The 18,468-nt window shown below is 43.1% G+C and carries 16 protein-coding genes; 3 read left to right on the plus strand and 13 right to left on the minus strand.

Annotation, left to right across the window (positions count from 1 at the left end):
* Positions 1 to 995, plus strand: a 995-nt coding sequence (locus JXL83_05460) for a tetratricopeptide repeat protein (GenBank protein ID MBN2363558.1), incomplete at its 5' end; no start/stop codon positions are given.
* A 14-nt stretch (positions 996 to 1,009) separates the two neighbouring features.
* Here JXL83_05460 and JXL83_05465 read toward each other — a convergent pair.
* From JXL83_05465 to JXL83_05510, 10 genes are all read right to left on the minus strand, one after another.
* Positions 1,010 to 2,500, minus strand: coding sequence for a T9SS type A sorting domain-containing protein (locus JXL83_05465; GenBank protein MBN2363559.1), 1,491 nt, complete (start codon positions 2,498 to 2,500; stop codon positions 1,010 to 1,012).
* Positions 2,501 to 2,565: 65 nt separating this feature from the next.
* Complete coding sequence (locus JXL83_05470; GenBank protein MBN2363560.1) at positions 2,566 to 3,192, minus strand: V-type ATP synthase subunit D; 627 nt, start codon at positions 3,190 to 3,192, stop codon at positions 2,566 to 2,568.
* Positions 3,189 to 4,583, minus strand: a complete 1,395-nt coding sequence (locus JXL83_05475) for a V-type ATP synthase subunit B (GenBank protein MBN2363561.1) — start codon at positions 4,581 to 4,583, stop codon at positions 3,189 to 3,191. The genes JXL83_05470 and JXL83_05475 overlap by 4 nt, the downstream gene beginning before the upstream one ends.
* On the minus strand, positions 4,580 to 6,355 hold the full coding sequence (locus tag JXL83_05480; protein ID MBN2363562.1) for a V-type ATP synthase subunit A: 1,776 nt from the start codon (positions 6,353 to 6,355) through the stop codon (positions 4,580 to 4,582). Before JXL83_05480 ends, JXL83_05475 begins: the two co-directional genes overlap by 4 nt.
* A gap of 11 nt (positions 6,356 to 6,366) precedes the next feature.
* Positions 6,367 to 6,687, minus strand: coding sequence for a V-type ATP synthase subunit F (locus JXL83_05485; protein ID MBN2363563.1), 321 nt, complete (start codon positions 6,685 to 6,687; stop codon positions 6,367 to 6,369).
* Entirely contained in the window at positions 6,687 to 7,697 is a 1,011-nt protein-coding gene (locus tag JXL83_05490) for a V-type ATPase subunit (GenBank protein ID MBN2363564.1), read from the minus strand. Before JXL83_05490 ends, JXL83_05485 begins: the two co-directional genes overlap by 1 nt.
* Positions 7,694 to 8,287, minus strand: coding sequence for a V-type ATP synthase subunit E (locus JXL83_05495; protein MBN2363565.1), 594 nt, complete (start codon positions 8,285 to 8,287; stop codon positions 7,694 to 7,696). The genes JXL83_05490 and JXL83_05495 overlap by 4 nt, the downstream gene beginning before the upstream one ends.
* A gap of 9 nt (positions 8,288 to 8,296) precedes the next feature.
* The gene (locus tag JXL83_05500) at positions 8,297 to 8,776 is read right to left on the minus strand and encodes a V-type ATP synthase subunit K (protein ID MBN2363566.1); all 480 of its coding nucleotides are present in this window, start codon (positions 8,774 to 8,776) and stop codon (positions 8,297 to 8,299) included.
* A 47-nt stretch (positions 8,777 to 8,823) separates the two neighbouring features.
* Positions 8,824 to 10,851 carry a V-type ATP synthase subunit I gene (locus JXL83_05505; GenBank protein ID MBN2363567.1) on the minus strand — a complete coding sequence of 676 codons (2,028 nt, stop codon included), beginning with the start codon at positions 10,849 to 10,851 and terminating at the stop codon, positions 8,824 to 8,826.
* 15 nt (positions 10,852 to 10,866) lie between these two features.
* Positions 10,867 to 11,178: a hypothetical protein gene (locus tag JXL83_05510; GenBank protein MBN2363568.1), complete on the minus strand. Its 312-nt coding sequence runs from the start codon at positions 11,176 to 11,178 to the stop codon at positions 10,867 to 10,869.
* A 138-nt stretch (positions 11,179 to 11,316) separates the two neighbouring features.
* Between JXL83_05510 and JXL83_05515 the strand changes: the two genes are divergently transcribed.
* Both JXL83_05515 and JXL83_05520 read left to right on the plus strand, forming a co-directional pair.
* On the plus strand, positions 11,317 to 12,927 hold the full coding sequence (locus JXL83_05515; GenBank protein MBN2363569.1) for a M23 family metallopeptidase: 1,611 nt from the start codon (positions 11,317 to 11,319) through the stop codon (positions 12,925 to 12,927).
* 79 nt (positions 12,928 to 13,006) lie between these two features.
* Positions 13,007 to 13,696, plus strand: coding sequence for a serine hydrolase (locus JXL83_05520; GenBank protein MBN2363570.1), 690 nt, complete (start codon positions 13,007 to 13,009; stop codon positions 13,694 to 13,696).
* Positions 13,697 to 13,815: 119 nt separating this feature from the next.
* Here the strand turns inward: JXL83_05520 and JXL83_05525 are convergent, their stop codons facing one another.
* The 3 genes from JXL83_05525 to JXL83_05535 form a co-directional block, all read right to left on the minus strand.
* Positions 13,816 to 15,642 carry a hypothetical protein gene (locus JXL83_05525; GenBank protein MBN2363571.1) on the minus strand — a complete coding sequence of 609 codons (1,827 nt, stop codon included), beginning with the start codon at positions 15,640 to 15,642 and terminating at the stop codon, positions 13,816 to 13,818.
* Between the two features lie 10 nt (positions 15,643 to 15,652).
* The gene (locus JXL83_05530; protein MBN2363572.1) at positions 15,653 to 16,282 is read right to left on the minus strand and encodes a DUF4159 domain-containing protein; all 630 of its coding nucleotides are present in this window, start codon (positions 16,280 to 16,282) and stop codon (positions 15,653 to 15,655) included.
* Positions 16,279 to 18,468 (minus strand): hypothetical protein (locus tag JXL83_05535; protein ID MBN2363573.1); only part of this gene is annotated, 2,190 nt, incomplete at its 5' end. The genes JXL83_05530 and JXL83_05535, both read right to left, overlap by 4 nt.

The following is an 18,468-nucleotide window of genomic DNA, read 5'->3' on the forward strand; positions in this document are numbered from 1 at the left end:
AACTAAAAGATAAATTGAGAATTGCAAAAATCAACGAGATGATAGGCACTCTTCATACAGATTTAGGTAAAATTAAATTTGCCGACAATTATTTTAAAAAATCAATAACTATATATCAAGAAACAGGGCACAGAACGGGCATTAGATCCATACTTATAGCTCAATCACTAAATGCAATGAAAAGACATGATAACCAAACAGCGATAAAAATATTAAATCACGTATTATCATCGTTTGAATCCATTAACGACAATTATGTAAAATGCACAATACACTCAAATCTTGGTATTGCCAATTACCGCTTGGGAAATTATATGATAGCTCTTGGAAATTTCAAACTGCAGAAAAAATACGCTGTACTGTCAAAAAACAATCGAGAAATTATGATATCAAAGGGTTACATTTCTCTGGTTTACGAAAAGAAGGGCAATTATACAAAAGCTCTTCGGGGGTACATGGAATGCCTGGAGGAGGCTATGAAATCGGTTGATGCAGTTCAGACATCATTGTATTACAACAACATCGGAGAGATATATCTATTAAAAAGGCAATACAAAAAGTCTCTTGAATTTTTTTCAAATGCCGAAAAAATATCTAGGAAGATTTCATATAAATATCGACTTTGCTATGTTTTAATGGACAAAGCAAAAGCCTTGTATTCTCTGAAAAAATTCGCTGAATCAACCTTATGCACCCGGGAAGTGAAAGAAATAGCAAAAAAAATCAAAAGGCTAGACGTTATTTTCGAAACAGGTCTTCTAGAAATGAAACTTTCAGCAATAAACGACAGGCATCAAACAAAAAAAATTATGTCCAGTTTGCTGAAGAAAAGTACGAATGAAGAACAGGAAGCCAACATTAAATATGCTTATTACACTATTTCGAAAGAGTATTCATTCAGAGAAGATGCCTTGGTACTGTATAAAAAGATATATTTAAGGAAACCGGACCGGATATTTAAAGACAGAATTGAAGAGCTCGAAAAGGGAAGTTGAAAGCTTCCCTTTTTCTATTGGGTTAAAACAAACTTTAATGTTCTTGATGCATTAGCGGTGCTGATTCTGGCAAAATAAATACCTTTAGGTAAATCTTTCGTTGTAAATGAAATTGAATTGTCTCCAACGCTTAATTGACCAGCATGTATTGTCTTTACTCTGCTTCCTGTAATGTTAAAAATATCCAGAATACAACTGCTTCCATAAGACAAAGAAAAATGGACTGAAGCTGACCCGTCATTAAGCGTTATAAATCCGCTAGAAATACAACATTCAAACGCAGAGTTGCTCTTTTCACCCATTATCACTATGTTGTTTTCGGCATTCTCAATATTATCAGGTATAGTTATCGGATATTGTCTTGCAAACAATGCGCTGTTTCCTGAATAACCGCAGAAATAAATCAACGTGTTCGAGAACAAACCCTTCAATCCGGTGTTAGGTAAACCAGGATAAAAATATTCCTGTGGGTTATTGCCGAATCTGTCGAAATAGAAAAAATAAGGGAATTCAACACCATCGCTTATTCTCTTCTTAACACCACCGGTATAAACACAACTATTATTGTATTGGAACAAATCATTCGCCACTACATTGTACAAAGTGTCCTGTTCAATCGTTCTAGACCAAAGAGTGTCAATATTGTTATATTGGTCAATCTGAAATTTAACTAAAAACATCTTTTTCCTGCCGCCTGATTCCGAATAACCGCATGAATAAAAATACTCTGATTTCCCTTCCTGAGATTCAATGATCTGATTCAGACAACCATCGAATAGAACAACATCGGTTTCAACTTCAAAATTTTCTTCCTCGCAATAATTAAACACCATTATGTATTGTTTTCCATCGCTTGAACCGACGATAATGTATCTGTTGTTTTCAAGGGTATTATTCATTATTTTTTCTATACCGAATGCTTCCTGATTTTCATCGGATGGGATAAGAGTGTACATTCTCTCAGATAGATCGGAGTTGAGGGTATAAATAAATATATTTTTTGCCATACCAAAAGTTCTGGTGCCTATCAAAAGGCAATATCCGTCTTCGTCATTGCCAGGTTCAGAATATTCGGCGCCAGGTTCCTCATCATCTCCTGGATCATTATCGGTTATGTAATTTTCACAAATTAAGTTGCCATCTGAGTCGATTCTTACAACATATATGCTCTTATTATTCAAAAAGCTTGATGCGACACCACCCAATATGTACGTGTTTGAATTGTATTCTTTAGTAAAGAAATTGCAGACCTCATATAAAGTATTTTCACCATAAAACTGGTTAGTAATAATTTGTCCGGAAGAGTTCAGTTTAAAATATGAAAAATCCTTTGATAATCCCGTATATGTCCCGGCTGTTATAAAATTCCCGGAGCTGTAATATACTCCCTCAAAACAATTACCAGGGTTATTTCCGTATGTCCAATACGTGAAATCCGCTGAAAGAGGTTGTGAAATAAACACCAGAATAGCTGTTAGGCAAATTGCAAAAAGATTCTTTTTCATCTTCTCTTCCTTTCAGTGAATTTTTTATAAATCCCTGACATGTTAACATCATTCCTTTCGGAAAATTATCTCTCTCTTATTATGTCTTTGACTTTCATCAGTCTTGAGAGGTTGGAGCGTTCCATTTCCGCAAGTTTCTGCCTTATGTAGCTTATGGTTTCTTCGAGGTTGGGTATGAGTACATACTCGAGAGTGTTGACCCGCCTTCTCGTCTTGGCGACTTCGTCGGCTAACATTGAGACCGTTTTTTCCTTTTCGGCGAGGTCGAGAAGCTCTTCAGTGACATTGTCGAGCGCATCGAGCGAGTTGTCAAGTTCCACAGTGGTCTGCGCAAGTCCGTAGCAGATTATGTCGCCGCTGACTTTTCTCGCAAAAGACGGCACCCTCAGGTTCATTATCTGTTTTCTTCCGACTTCTATCGAAACTTTTTTCTTCGGGAACATAATTGCCGCTTCGACAAATCCCGGTTCCGCTCCGCCTTTCGCTATTGCAAATTCCATCATCGCTTCGGCCAGATGCTTTTCAACCTTAATCCTGAGGCTTTTTACGTTCTCTATCATGGAAAGAAGTCTCCTCATGAGTTCGTCCTGCTTGTCCTTGAGCAGTTTGTGCCCCCTCCTGGCGATGACAATCCGCCTTCTGAGTTTGAGAAGTTCCTGTCTTGTAGGATTTACTTCGAGGATCAAATTCAGTTCTCCGTGCTTTTGGACGCCTTGAAATACTTTTCAATAAACTCTTCCCTGACTCTTCTCAGTTCTATTTTCGGGAACACAGACAGCAGTTCCCAGCCGAGATTGAGAGTGAAATCTATCGTCCTGTTGTCGTCGAAATCCTGGGATATGTATTTGTCTTCGAACTGCTGTGCGAATCTCAGATATTTTCTGTCTAGTTCGGAAAGAGCGGCTTCACCGAGGATTACGGCCAGTTCGGCGGCGTCTTTTCCCCTCGTGTATGCCGCGTAAAGCTGATTGAAAAGGTCGGCGTGGTCCTCTCTCGTCTTTCCTTTTCCTATCCCTTTGTCTTTCAGCCTCGACAGTGACTGCTGTGCATCTATCGGGGGATTTACTCCTTTTCTGTAAAGAGCCCTGTTCAGTATCATCTGTCCCTCGGTTATGTATCCCGTCAGGTCTGGAATGGGATGGGTCTTATCGTCTTCAGGCATCGTAAGGATAGGTATCATGGTTATTGATCCTTTCGACCCTTTTATTCTGCCGGCTCTCTCGTATATTGTCGCGAGGTCGGTGTAAAGGTATCCGGGATAGCCCCTCCTGCCGGGTATTTCCTTTCGCGCGGCTGAAACTTCCCTCAGAGCTTCGCAGTAATTCGTCATGTCTGTCATTATGACGAGAACGTGCTTGTCGAGATCGAACGCGAGATATTCCGCGGCTGTCAAAGCGCTCCTGGGAGTCGCTATCCTTTCGACGGCGGGATCGTCGGCGAGATTCATGAAAAGAACCGCCCTGTCAATCGCGCCCGTCCTTCTGAAATCCTGAATGAAAAATTCGGATTCCTCGTAAGTGATTCCCATGGCGGCGAAAACTACGGCGAACTCTTCACCTTTTCCGAGAACGCTTGCCTGTCTCGCTATCTGAGCCGCCATTTCATTGTGAGGAAGCCCGCTGCCGGAGAATATAGGCAGTTTCTGCCCCCTTACGAGTGTGTTCAATCCGTCTATTGTAGAAATACCCGTCTGAATGAATTCGTCCGGGTAATCCCTCGCGAAAGGATTTATCGGAGCGCCGTTTATGTCTCTTCTCAAAGATGGGATGACATAGGGGCCGCCGTCTTTGGGCGTTCCCAGTCCGTCGAAAACCCTGCCCTGAATGTCAGGCGACAAAGCGAGCTCTATTCCTCTTCCCTTGAAAGAAGCGCTTGTTTTTTCAGTGTCGAGTCCGGAAGTGCCTTCGAAAACCTGAACGAGCGCCTTGTCCATGTAAACCTCTAGAACTTTTCCTTTTCTGATTTCTCCGCTTCCCAGTTTGAACTCGACGAGTTCTTCATATTTGACGTCGTGAACTCCCTCAACCAGAGCCAACGGGCCGGAGAGTGAAGTTATTGTCCTGTATTCGGTTCTCGTTCTCAAATTCCACCTCCGGATGACGCAGATTCGTAAAGAGCTTCTATTTCTTCGTCAATTTCCTTTCTTATGGCTTCCAGCTTCGAGTTGTCGTCCTCTTTTAAATATCTCGCCCTTGAAATAATTTCTATTACTTTCATGTTCAAAAGTTTTGTTATTTCAACTTTTCTGTCGAGCGCCCATTTTGATTTTTCGTTGAGATACAGAATGACTGAAAGAAGAAGCCTCTGTTTTACAATCGAAGTATATGTGTCGGTTTCATGAAATGCGTTCTGATAAAGAAAATCCTGGCGTATTGAACGTGCCACTTCCATTGTGAGCCTGTCGGGCGCCGATAGTGATTCGAGACCGACGAGTCTCGCAATTTCCTCGAGCTCGGCTTCTTCCTCGAGGATTTTAATGGCTTCTTTTTTCAAAGCGGTGAAATCCTCGTGAACGTTTTCGTCGAAATAATCCTCCAATGCCCTGTTGTAGAGAGAATACGATCTCAGCCAGGATATCGCGGGAAAATGCCTCTGAAAAGCGAGTTTGTCTTCGAGCGACCAGAAAACCTTTACGACTCTCAACGTAGCCTGTACGACAGGATCTGAAAGGTCTCCTCCGGGAGGAGACACCGCGCCTATGACAGTCAGGGCTCCTACCCTTTCGTCTTTTCCAAGACATACAGTCTTGCCGGCCCTTTCGTAGAAAGAAGCAACTTTAGCCGAAAGATACGCGGGGTAGCCTTCGTCTCCGGGCATCTCTTCCAGTCTTCCCGAAATTTCCCTCATCGCTTCAGCCCATCTCGAAGTGGAATCAGCCATCAGGGCGACCGAATATCCCATGTCCCTGAAATACTCAGCGATTGTTATTCCCGTATAAACCGAGGCTTCTCTCGCCGCCACAGGCATGTTCGAAGTGTTGGCTATGAGGACGGTCCTCATCATAAGCGGTTCGCCAGACCTGGGGTCTTTGAGTTCCGGGAACTCAAGTAAAACGTCAGTCATCTCGTTTCCTCTTTCTCCACAGCCAATGTAGACGACAATGTCGGCGTCAGACCATTTTGCCAACTGGTGCTGAATTACAGTTTTCCCGGAGCCGAAAGGACCGGGGATACAAGCAGTGCCGCCTTTTGCGACGGGAAACAGGGCGTCAATCACTCTTTGACCCGTCAAAAGAGGTTCAGTCGGCATGAGCTGTTTTTTAAAAGGTCTCGGAATTCTGACCGGCCATCTCTGCAGCATCGTAATATCTTTGTCGCCAGCTTCCGTTTCTATAACGGCGACAGTTTCTTCGATCGTGAAATCGCCCTTATTAACGGATTTGAGCTTACCTGTTACTCCAGGCGGGACCATTATCTTGTGAGACACGAGAACAGTTTCCTGAACCTCGCCGAGGACGTCTCCTGCTTCGACAGATTCACCCTCTTTGGCCCTGGGAACGAAACTCCATTTTTTATCCTTGTCGAGAGCCGGTACGTCTATTCCCCTCGTAATCATGTTGCCAGTGATTTCTTTAATCCTGTCGAGAGGCCTCTGTGTACCGTCGTAAATCGTCTGAATAAGCCCGGGACCCAATTCGACGGAAAGCGGCTGATTCGTCAGATAAACGGGTTCACCCACTCCGAGCCCCGCAGTGTCTTCATAAACCTGAATTGAGGCTTTGTCATTTTTTAGTTCAATTATCTCGCCCATCAGCTTCATTTTTCCGACTTTGACCACGTCGTACATCTTTGAATCCTGCATTTTTTCCGCGACGACGAGCGGTCCTGCAACTTTTAATACGACGCCTTCTTTCACTTTTTTCTCCTTTATTTGTCCGATAAAACGTCGGCTCCGACCGCGTGTTTCAGCGTTTCTCTGAGCTGCTGAAGCGTCGAGCCTGTTACGCCTTCGGCTCCGGGTACGGCAATTATCGCCGGCACCGGCTCCGACGAGTATTTCATCCTCGTCTCGAGCAGATCAAGCGCGAAGTCTTCCGTTATCATTACGAGTGCGTATTTGTTTTCCGCGAGAGAGATCAAAATTTTTTTTGCCTCTTCAGCCTTCTCAACTGGAAATATCTCTATCCCAATGGCGGAGAAAGGAAGTATTTGATCAATTTTTCCTATGACCGCCATTTTACCTTCCATTAAACAACCTCCGTTATCCCTTTGCCGAATTTACTGAAAGGGATTTTGTTTATTTTTGAAACGAATATTTTTCTCAGATTTTTAATTTCTATATCAGCCGAAAGGCAAAAAGAAACGAGGGGTTCAAAACCGTTTAGGAAAAACCGGGCTTGTTTGAGAAAATCCCTTTCGATCTCTTCCGCTTTTTTCTCCATTTCCAATGGGCCGGCGTCTATGACGGGTACTACATCGTAATAGTCGCTCATAGCCAAAAGGTCTTTGAAATCGTCCACAGGTTTTCCGAGGCAGACCTTAAAATCGTTGCAGTCGATTTTACCGCCGGGAACAAAATACTCGTGCTTGCCATGGCCGTCCTCTCCCTGTTTTTTAAGCCTTAGAAATGAGACTGTGTTGATAAGGTCAGCTCTCTGGGATAAAAGTTCCTTCAGATAGAGGCTTTTTGAGCCCTCCGCGGAAGACAAAAGGCTCAGAAACAGGTTTTTATCAACGGCGTAGTCTATGTCTCTCGGATCTTTGGACGCATAATAGCTTTCGAGCGCCGATTCGAGAGCTTTTTCAAGCTGATGCGGTAGAACAATCGTCTCGTCTTCTCCGCGTTCTTCTTTCGCTATGCTCCTGAACGACGGGACAGGAACTGAGCCGAATTCAGAATAGACTTCATTTTTTATTCTTGAAAAACGGCTTTTCAGGGCCGCTTTGAGGTTGTGATAATCGTAAGGGAAAAACACGAAATTTCCGGCGTGTTCGTTGACACAGTGTTCTTTGAAAAAGCTGAAGACCTCCCTTTTTCTTGACAAAAGAACGGTTTCAAAATCACTTGCCGCCGACTGGATAAAACTCCCGTAAGGCGTGTCGTGAAGTATTTTAAGCGCTGTGGTCACGCTGTCGCTTTCAATGAGTCTATCGTAACGAGGTCCGTCGAGAAGAGAATTCTCGAAACACCTGGCGAGAGCGACGGCAAAATTGTATTTTCCGTTTTCGGGCGCGTCTTCGAAAAATTGTTTTCTCAAGAACCGGTTTCCGATATCATTTTTGATATTTCCGTTTCGAGAAAATACCTTTCCTCGTCGAGAATCGTCTTAAAAGAAGCGTCCGTGAGGACCTTTCCTTCTTTTAAAACGGCTCCACCAGTAATTTTGACGGGTTCGGTCGAAATTTTGAATCCGCCTTTTCCGTGGAACCCGTCATTGAGCTTTTTAATAAAAGCGGCGTCGAGTATTTTCATGTCTTCGGCACATACGTGTATGGTTTCATTTCCCGACTTAGCTCCGGACAATATGGCTTTTTTAAGCCTCTCTTTGTACCCCTCGTCTCTTATTAGTGTTTTCCGGAGTACTTCTTCGAAAACCTGATCCATGGCTTTTCTTCTCGCGCTGAGCTTTTCCAGGCTTATTTCGAGCTGGGCGAGAGAAACGTGTTTTTCTTTCTCGCGCTCTGAAAGCTGTTTTATCATATCTTCCTGATATTTTTTCACTTTCTCGATTTCCAGCTGTCCTTTTTCTTTTATCTCAAGAGCTTTTTCCGATGCCTCGTTCATAAGAATTTCGGCTTTTTTTTCGGCTTCTTCGATTATTGAACGTGATATCTTTTCTTCAGACAATTTGACACCCTACTTTATACTCGTGAGAAGAAGAAAACTCGTCAAAAGTCCCAAAACCGCATACGTCTCAACCATGGCGGCGTATATGACGCCCTTCATCGCCTGATCGGCTCTTTTCGAAACAAGGTGAACTCCGGCGAGACACACTTTTCCCTGATAAATAGCCGAAACCAGTCCGGTTACCGCTATCGGGAGACAAGCAATCAATATCTGAACTCCCATCATCACGCTGGACACGTTTGCGATTTTGGGCAGAGCCAGAAGAGCTATAATGAGTCCGTAAAATCCCTGCGTACCGGGGAGGACGACGAGCAGAAACAGATTCCCGAATTTTTCCGGGTCTTCCCTCAATACAGCCGCTGCAGCGCTTCCGGGATAATTTATACCGATTGCCGATCCTACACCTGCCATCGCCGAGGCCAAAACGGCTCCCGCTATAGCAAAAGCCATTCCGACGCCGTTAGCAGCGGTTTGAGCGGTCAAAGACATAGTAAAATTTATAAAACCGGTCATCGGGACTTTCCTCCTTTTTTAAATCAATCCCTTAAAACAATGAATTTTCCGGAAGTTGAAAAAGGTTTGAACTCTTTTCCCCCTCCCTCAAAAAACTTCGAAAAAAATTCGACGTATTGAAGCCTCAACGTATGAACGAATGCTCCAAGAGCGCTTATCGCCAGATTAAAAATGTGCCCGCCTAAAAATATCACCGCAAACAAAACCCAATTGAGTACCGGGATTTTTAAGCCTGCTATCATAAACGCCACCGTGTTTACCGCTATCCCAATGCCTGCTGAAACCATTCCGAGAGCCATCAACCTCACGTATGACATTACATCGCCCATGTATGAAAAAATACCCGAAAGAACTATGAGCTTCAAAAATCCGAAAAATATCCTGAAGCCCCAGTTTTTTTCATCGCGTGCTCCGAAAAACAAAACGAGCAAAGCCATGACACCGGCAACGGAAAGAGCCGGCAAAGCAGTGCCGGCGGGCAGAGGAGAACTCTTCCCCTCGAAAAGATTGAGATCAATGCACATCTGAGATGAAAAAAGGGCGGTTATGAGAGACGAAAGAAGAACCAGCCAGACTCCGTAATCGAGAAGCGCGGAAATTTTCTTTTTGTCCTTCCAAAGCGACACAAAACCTATCATCATTCCGAAATATATCTGAACTATACCCAGAAGTAAGGCTATTCTGAAAAATATCATGGCTTGGGGCGAAGATGAACCTGGCAAAGGATTGGGATCCATGGGATTGAACCATACCAGTTTCCCAAAAAATCCGGTCAGTGCGGGGATTTTCACGTAAGCCTGATCTCCTTCCCTTAAAAGATCGCCAAAAACACCTCCCGTCAGTATCCCCGCCGCCACTGTCACAAGGCCGCCCCAGAAAAGCATCCACAGAAGTTTGCTGTTTTTTAATTTTGTCATTGCAACGAGTGAAAAAGCAGAGATTATAAGTCCGTAAGCGGCGTCGGTGAGACAAAGGGCAAAAAACAGGACAAACCAGGGGGAGAGCAGTACGGTCGGATCGACGCTTTTAGAGGAAGGCATGCCGTAAAGCTGAATGACGAGTTCGAAAGGCTTGAACAATTTCCTGTTCTTAAGTGCAACCGGCGGGTTTTCAGAGTCCTGGGGATCAATTTCCTCGACGGTCACAGAAGAAAATTCAGACGACGCGGAGACAAGCGTTTGCATGTCCGAACGCTTTATCCATCCCTCGAGGACGAAAGCGTGTCTGGTGTGAAACAAACTCTGCTTTGCTTTTTTTAGATTTTCAAGATTCTGATAGTAATCGTGGACAATTCTCAGGGATTCAATCTGTGTGACCAGTTTTTTACTTTCGTCGAAAAATCCCGTCTTCTCTTTTTCGATCTGCGCCAGATTATCTTCGAGCCCCTTCACAATGAACGCCGGTTTTCCTCGAAAACCGCCGAAATCGGTTTTCTCGAACTCCATCTCTTTCATTTTTTTCGAAGCCTGCTCTCTGTCTTCCCTCAGCCACAGAGCCACAATGGAACATGATTTGGCGTTTTTCTGTATTATCTGGCAAACACCCGGAGAAATGTCCGGATTTTCGAATTTTGCCGGGATCCAGCCGGCCGTAATTTCGCAGGAAGTTCCGTCACGTATTTCTTCGACAGGTTTATCGAGTTGAGTCCATGTTTCGAAAAGCGCCAGATTCTCTTTGGTTTTTTCTTCGCGTTCTTTTAAATCGGAAGCTGCTTCTTCCAGGCTTTTGGCCCTTTCAACCACAGTCTTGTAATCGAAATCCCCGACAATTTCGAGAAGTTCTCTCGTTTTGAGAACAAGTTTTCCTCCGACTACGCTTTCGAGGAAACTTTTCGGAACGCTGTACTTTTCGAGAAAATTCTCAGCGTGCCTGATCTCATTCAGCGTATGCTCTATGTCTTTTTCATTTCCGCCGTCAATTTTGTAGTCACCGAGGTCTTCTTTAACTGCACGCGATATCTCTTCCTCTATCTGAATCAATCCAAGCGACTGAATCCTTTTTAAAAAAACGTCCTCTTCAGAAGAAGAGCCGACGGCTCTTATTTTTGCCATGAGTTCTACGCTCAATCAAAATCCCGTTTCTTCAAGTACTCTTTCGACTGCTTTTTTACTGTTTTTTTCAGCCAAAACATTGATTTGCTCGATTTCGTCCCGGCTTTTTTTCGTCATTTCAAGAATGATTTTCCGAGATTCCGATTCCGAAACAGCGAGCGATTCTTCGATTCTCTTTTTATAAGTGCTCTGAATCTTTTTCAGTTCGTTTTTTATGTCGTCTTCGGCGTCGAGTACGGTTTTTCCGGCTTTTACCTGAGCTTCGGAAACGATTTTTTCCGCCTTTTCTTCCGACTCTTTAATTTTCTGGATTATATCAAGAGCCATCCGACCTCCTTCTCAAGCTTCGATGAATAACTTATCTTATTGCAAAAATTGAGGAGACTGAAAATCATTAAATAGTATCAGAATTGCATAAAGACTTCAAACAAAATCGGTGTCTCTCTTTTTCTCAAGGTGCTATCATTGAAGGTAAACATGCTTTTAGCGCGATTGATAATTACAGCCGCCCTTTTCTTTCAGGGTTCGAGGATTGTCAGTGTCCGCTGTATTGGAGACGACACTCTTCTCGTCGTAACCGCGGAAGACGGCGCGTGGAAGGGATCTTCCCCCGAATGGCTTACAAATATACACGGCACCGAAGATTATTTCCTCACAGACGGTTTGAAATTTTCCAGCGGATACATTTTTGCCACCTGCGGGTCAGGTCTGTTGTTCGTCAGGGAAAATTCAAACGAAAGATGGGGTTTTTCAACAATGGGACCTCAAAGACAATACTGTTCGTCCCTGATAATATTCGGAAATAAACTCTTCGCCGGATTTTCAGACGGGCTATGCGAAATATTTGAAAACAGCCCTGCTGAAATCGAATTTTTTACCGATGGAAAGTTTTCCTACACTATCGATCTGGTCTCTGACGGAAAACACATGGCAGTTTCCAACATGTCGGGAGTTTTTATTTTGTCCTCTTCAGGAATAAAAGACCTTCTTTTCCCGGACTCTTTTTCACACAACAAAACCGTCGCTTTCCTTTCCGACACTATTGCAATCGGGACCGATTCCGGACTCTGGATATTTGACGGCAAATCCTGGATTTTTATTGACGAATCTTTTTATATTAACTGCTTTTTTCTGGATTCATCTTATGTCTATTGCGGGACGCACGAAGGGCTTGAAATCTTCGACCGCAGGACACTTGATAAAATAATAGCTTATAAAACATATCCGGTTTTATCCATACAGAAATTCAAAGGTCGATGGCTCTTCGGAACCGCGGAGGGGCTTTTTGCAGATTCTTTAGGATCAATGACCGACGCTAATTGTTTTCCGGCAAACATTTTCAAAGAATACCCTCACCCTTTCATAGACTTTCCTTTTCCGGCGGGTTACAACAACCTTCCGGATCAGACCTATCTGTATTCTTCAACTTTCGGCGGAAATCTCAGAGTCCACAAAGGCCTCGATTACAACAATCCGGGAGAAACACCCGTTGTAGCCGGTGCCGACGGAATCGTAGTATCTTCAGGAACTTCAGGCAACGGTGCAAATTTCATCACCGTGCGGTACTTTGTCCATCAGAACGAACACGGCGCGGTTTTTCTCTACACCCATTTTTCCAGACACTCACCGCTGAAACCCGGAGAAGTATTCAAGAGCGGAGACACCATAGGTTTTGTCGGACACACTGGAAGAGCGACGAACGATCATCTGCATCTTGAGACGCGAATTATAACAAACGCCGGAACCTTTTCCGTAAATCCTTCGGTGTGGCTTCGACCCATACCCGGGACAGGAGCTCTGGCGGGAACAATAACGAGAAACGGAGAACCGCTTGAAGGCGCGAAAATATACGGAATTTTCAAACCCTGGTTCAATGAAACCCCTTTTATATTCGCGGAGACCTATAGCGGAGGATCGGAGTCCGACCCTGAGATCAAAGAAAATTTTTTCATAGACGCCGTTTGCCCGGGTTTTTATTCTGTCAGAATAATATCTGGAAATATGATGTTGGACAGTTTTACGGTTGAGATCAAACAGGACTCGATAAGCTGGGTGGAGAGAGATGTCGACCGTTGAAAAATTATTGCGCTGTCATAAAGATATTCCCAAAGCATCAATTTCGTACTCTTTTGAAACTCCTCCAGGAAAAATTACTATGTCCGTCAATAAGAACAAAATCCTTCACAGCGCCAGTCTTATGAAGCTTCCGGTTATGGCGGCTCTTTTCCGGATGGATGAAACAGGTTCTCTCCCCCTTTCGTCTTTTATTTCACCAAAAACGGTGTACGACAGTTACGTCCACGGAAAGACCTTTTCTCCCGGACATACCCTTGAAAACAGAAAACACACGATTTTCGAACTCATAGAGAAAATGATAACGGTCTCCGACAATCAGGCAACGTGCGCGCTGATGGAAATCGTGCCGGTTCGAAATATTAATAATATCTTAAGCGATTGGGAAATGAAAAATACAACTGTGATCAGAAAGATTATGGATTTGCCGGCGCACGAATCCGGCGTGGACAACCTCACAACCGCCTCAGACATCTGCAGATTTTACAGAAATCTTTATTTTGGAAAAGGAATAAACGCACGATCCAAAAAAGGTATGATCGATTTATTGCTCGATCAAAAACTAAACGATAGAATACCTGCGTACATTTCTGACAAATGGCCCGTTGCACATAAAACAGGCACCATAACCGGCCGCGTTTATGAATCCGGATTGGTTTTTTCAAACCCTGTCACGGTGTTCTCGGTCATGGTAATCGGGCTCTCCAAAGAAAAAGCGGCTGATATCATAAGAATATTTCTTAAAACATATTTTTCCTCAATGTTCCGGTGACTGCTCACGAGCAGAATCTTTGGTAGTCGGGTCAGGTGCAGAACTGATCATCGAGCAGAATATTTGGGGGTGGGGTTAGGTGCAGAACTGATCATCGAGCAGAATATTTGGGGGTGGGGTTAGGTGCAGAACTGCTCGACAAGCAGAGTGTCTTCTTCGGAAAATGATCCGCCCTTGAGAGCGACGTTCATGACCACAATGTAATAAGGTTCCTGGTTTACCTTGCAAAGAGTAATTTCGTATTTTCTAAGCAGAATTCCTATACAGTTCATCAGCATTTCTCTGTCTTTCATTGCTATGGCAACTATGATCGATTTACCGTTTTTCTTTCCGTTTGTCCTGACCTCATTTATTATGCTTCCTTTTTTCGATATCGAATTTTTAGCGGCATTCAGGGCTTCAATTCCCGATTTTATCTCAAGAGCGAGCGTTTCTGTCGGGGTCTCAAATCTGTGAAATCCTTCCATGGAAAAATAAATCTCTGAAACAAGATTCTGATCGTAATCTTTTAGCGATTCTTTCACTTCGAGAAGTTTTACGACGAACATTTTCTGCATACCTTCGTTGAAATCCCGATAGTTGTCGAAAGTTTCTCCGAAATACTCTTTCAGTCTGTTGTATGCCTCTTCTTCAGAAATGAACGCATCGAGGTCGCACTGAAGGTCGAACATGAAGACGCAAATATCGCCGTAACTTTTGGCTGGAATGAAATTCGCCACGAAAAAACCGGGGATTTTCTCGATTTCCTCGATAAAACTGATCTCAAATTCCTTGGTCATGCACGATTTCGAATTGACTATTACAATCTTGAAATGAACGGAAAATTCGTCGGAAAATACCTGCGCTATATATATCTGCGAGACGAGGGTGTCGCCGTATTCTCTCAGAAGTATCGGTATCACAGCTCTTGAATAGTGCTCCTGGCCGCCGGCAAGAAAATTTTTAAAGTTCATAAAGTTTACAGATGGAAATTTATTGACGGCTTTACTCAGATTCTTTCTCAGTCTTTCCAGATCATCTCCTATATAAAAATGATCGTCCGAACTGCTTATCTCGAGCCTAATCACTTTTATACCGTCTCTGGTAATAAAAGTTTTGTCAAATTTTCTTTGGGCTTTTTGAACCGAATGATCAACTCTTGTCAGAATGTCGTCCAGAGTTATGTTTTGCTGATTTGCTGCGGCCGTTATGCACGTCAGCTCCTCCCTGTTAGTGGTCATGTTTTCGACGAAGACTTCGCCTTTTTGGGTTTCTCTGACCCTGTTGACGATATGAAAGTTCAACAGGATCTGTTCGCCTATTTGTTTTGTGGTTCTTTCTTTAAGATATTCGGTCGAACGGCTAGCAAAAAATTTTGCTATTTCACCCTCCGGGGCAGTTGTCTTTTTCCTGACATCCTCTCTGTCCCTGAGCTTCTCCTCAAGATACTGGACGACCTTGGCCATCATTTCAACTTTTCCTGATTCTGAAGCGACGAGTGAAGTTGTTCCAGTCATTCCCCATGAGGCAAAATTCAGTGTTCTCGTAATGTTGTCTTTCTCTTCAAAAAGCGCTCTCTTGAGATCTTCGTTTTCCGGCCTAATGTATAGTATTATCAATCCAATATTTTCAGGGGCTCCGTTATCTGAAACGTCTATTACAAAAGCCAGAAGCCTCGTAATATTGAATTTTCGGGAATGAATTACGCTCACGCAGGCTTCGGACATTCCGGCCCAATCGCTTGAAGCAATGCAGAAAACGACGCCTGTTTTTTCTTCGTTTTCCCAGACGTCTTTGGAAACCACTGAAGTCGCGTTCCTGGTGTTTTCCCACAGATATACGGTTTCCGAAACAAGATCCCACGTGAGTTCGACGGGGAACTCTTCTTCAGCTTTGTCTATAACTTTTTTGGCTTTTTTCAAGTATTCTTCGGGAATCTTTATTTTTTTATCTAACCTGATTATCATTCCTGCCCTTTCAATGAGTCATTGCGTAACAGATTATATTTATTCCCATTCTGAACGCCTGTTCTCTGGCGCTTTCGGGATCGCGATGAACTCTGAAATCAGCCCATCCGTCTGAAATATTGCTTTCGTATGTATAAAACAGCGACAGTCTGCCGTTAATTTCGATACCCCAGCCTTCGGGAGAATTTCCGTCGTGTAAATGGATTTTCGGAAGACCGTCCGGAAAATTATAAGGCCAATTGTATATTACGTGTTCCAAAGAGACCTGTTCGAAAGTCAGCTCAGGAAAAGTTTCCGAAATAAACTTTCTGACATACCCATCGAATCCGTAATCGTCGTCAATGTATATGAACCCGCCTTCTTCAAGATACAGTCTGAACAGTCTTTTTTCATCATCAGTTACATCCAGTCCGCCGTGTCCTGTCATAAACAGGAACGGAGTTTTCGTAGACACTGCTTCTGCTATGTTCATGGATTTTTCATATACATCGACGTTTGCATCAAATCTTTCGTTGAATTGAAATGCGAGATTTTCAAGACACGAGGGATCGTTATACCAGTCTCCTCCGTTATATTTGAGCCTTACCAAGCTCCAATTGAAACTGGAAAGCATAGTAAAAAAAAGAAAAATAAAAGTCATAAACTGAAATTTATTGTCTCATCGTCGTCTATGAAAACATCCTGACCGGATTTTATTTTTTTACCCTTTTTGGTTTTACCGAAATCTTTTTCCAATTCCCTCTTTTTATTTTCGAGATTTTCGATAATCTCCGTTAGCTCAGCTGCCCTTGTTTTCAAGGCGTTTATGTCAGCTTCAGCGGCATCGGCATCGCCGAATGAAATTGTTGCATGTTCTTTGCTTTTTTCAGCTTCTCTCAAATTGCCGCCGTCCCTTTTCAACATTGCAAGTTCGGTTTCCAATGAATAATTTCTGTTCTTGAGGTCAACGATAACATCCTCTTGTTTTTTTATTTCATCAGCTAAAATCCTCGCGTCGCCCGTTTGAACAGCAGAAATACTCGTTTCAAGGTCTTTTTTCATGACGGCGATTTCTTTACACTCTTTTTCATATTTGCTCTTTTGGGCGTTCAGTTGATCGTGCTGTCTTTTCACAAGAGAGAGACTCTTCATCGCTTCTTCAGTTTCTTTTTCGAGCTCTTTTTTTCTGTTCATGCTTTCGGATATCGTGAACAGGAGTTTTGTGTTGTTGTCTTTTGCCTGATTTACAGACTTTTCCACGAGGTTCAGTTCGTCCAGCATGGATCTTTTCTTTTTTCCGAGAATATCAAGCTCCTCCTTCATTACAGCCATATTTTTCTGCGCAAGCTGGAAAGACTCTTTTTCAGATTGATATCTGTTCCTCAGTTTGTTGGTTTCCGCCCAAATCTCTTCGCTTTCCCTTTTCGTTTTTTCGTTCTCTGCTTTTATCTGCCTGAGAGCTTCCATAATTCCGGTCACGTCATCTGCTACGGAATTTTTAACATCTGTAAGCGAAGCTCTCTCTCTTTTGAACATTTCCATGTATCCTGAAAGAGTTTCCATTTTACCGTATATGGAATTCATTGCGTTCACAATGTCCTGTTGCTCGTATTTGACGCTGTTAATCTGTTCAAGATATGAAGCCATGTCTTTTGTAACTGATCCGCTTTTCTTTGCTATTTCTTCGACGTAAGTTTTCATGGTTTCGGCTTTTTCGGAAAGTATCCTGTTTTGTTCTGAAAGTTGTGCCTGTTTGATTTCGGTGTTTTTTATGAATTCTTTCGCGTTTTCAACCTCTCTGGAAAGCATTGACGCCTGGTTTTCGAGATTTGCTTTTTCCTCTCTTACATCGGCGACGGCAGTTTCTTCATTTTTCTTTTCAGTTAGCAGCCTCTTATACTGTTCTGTCATGGCGACAAAATCGTTTTTCGTTTTTTCTATTTTTTCCTTCAGTCTTTCATTTATCTGTTCGTCTCTCAAAGCCTGCTGGGAAAGATCCCTCAGTCTACCCGCTTCGTTTTCTATATCATTTTTGATATTGTTCAGTTTTTCATTTTCACTTTGAATAATCTCCTGAATCGAATTTCTTTCGAATTTGATATTCACCAGATCTTTTTTAAGAGAATCAATTTCGTTTGTAATATTCTGTCTTTCATCGTTCAAAGATTCGACAACGGCGTTCATTTCCTTTATTTTTTCTTCCTGATAGTTTTTCGTGTTTTCAAAATCCGCCTGCATGACCGACAAAGATATCTCGATTTCACTTTTTTCGGAAATGCCTTGTTTTATCTTTTCGTCCAAATCCGACAACTGCCTGGTTTTTTCTTCTTCAGCGAGAATTGCTTCGCTCTGCATTTTTCTGAGTTCATCAATTTTCACGTTCAAATCCGAAACTTCACCGGTAAGTTCTTCTTTCAGTTTTTCAAGCTTGCCTTTGTCACTCTCTATTTCGCTTATGCGAGATAAAAGCTCTTCCAGATGAGTCGAAGATTTTTCGGATTTTTCGGCGATTTCGGAAAGCGATTTCTCTTTTTCAGCAATTTCGTCCGACAGGATTGTTGAAAGATCGGATTTTTCGCTTACGAGTTTCTCGATCTCGGACGCAAGTCTCTCTTTCTCCGCATTTCCGGACTCTGCCTCCTGCATCAAAATCGCAATATCCGACTCGAAACGCGCCTTTTCAGAACTCAAAGACTCAAGGCGCTCCTCCAATTCCGACACTACACCCTTCAGTTCCTCACGTCTTATCTCCATGCCCGCGTTCTCCGACGCCATGAGATTTCTCTCAACTCCCGCTTTCTCCGTCTCCGCCTTCAGCGACTCCAGTTCTCTCTCAACGCCGGACAA

It is taken from the genome of candidate division WOR-3 bacterium (genome assembly GCA_016934535.1).
Lineage (GTDB): Bacteria > SDB-A > SDB-A > SDB-A > SDB-A > JAFGIG01.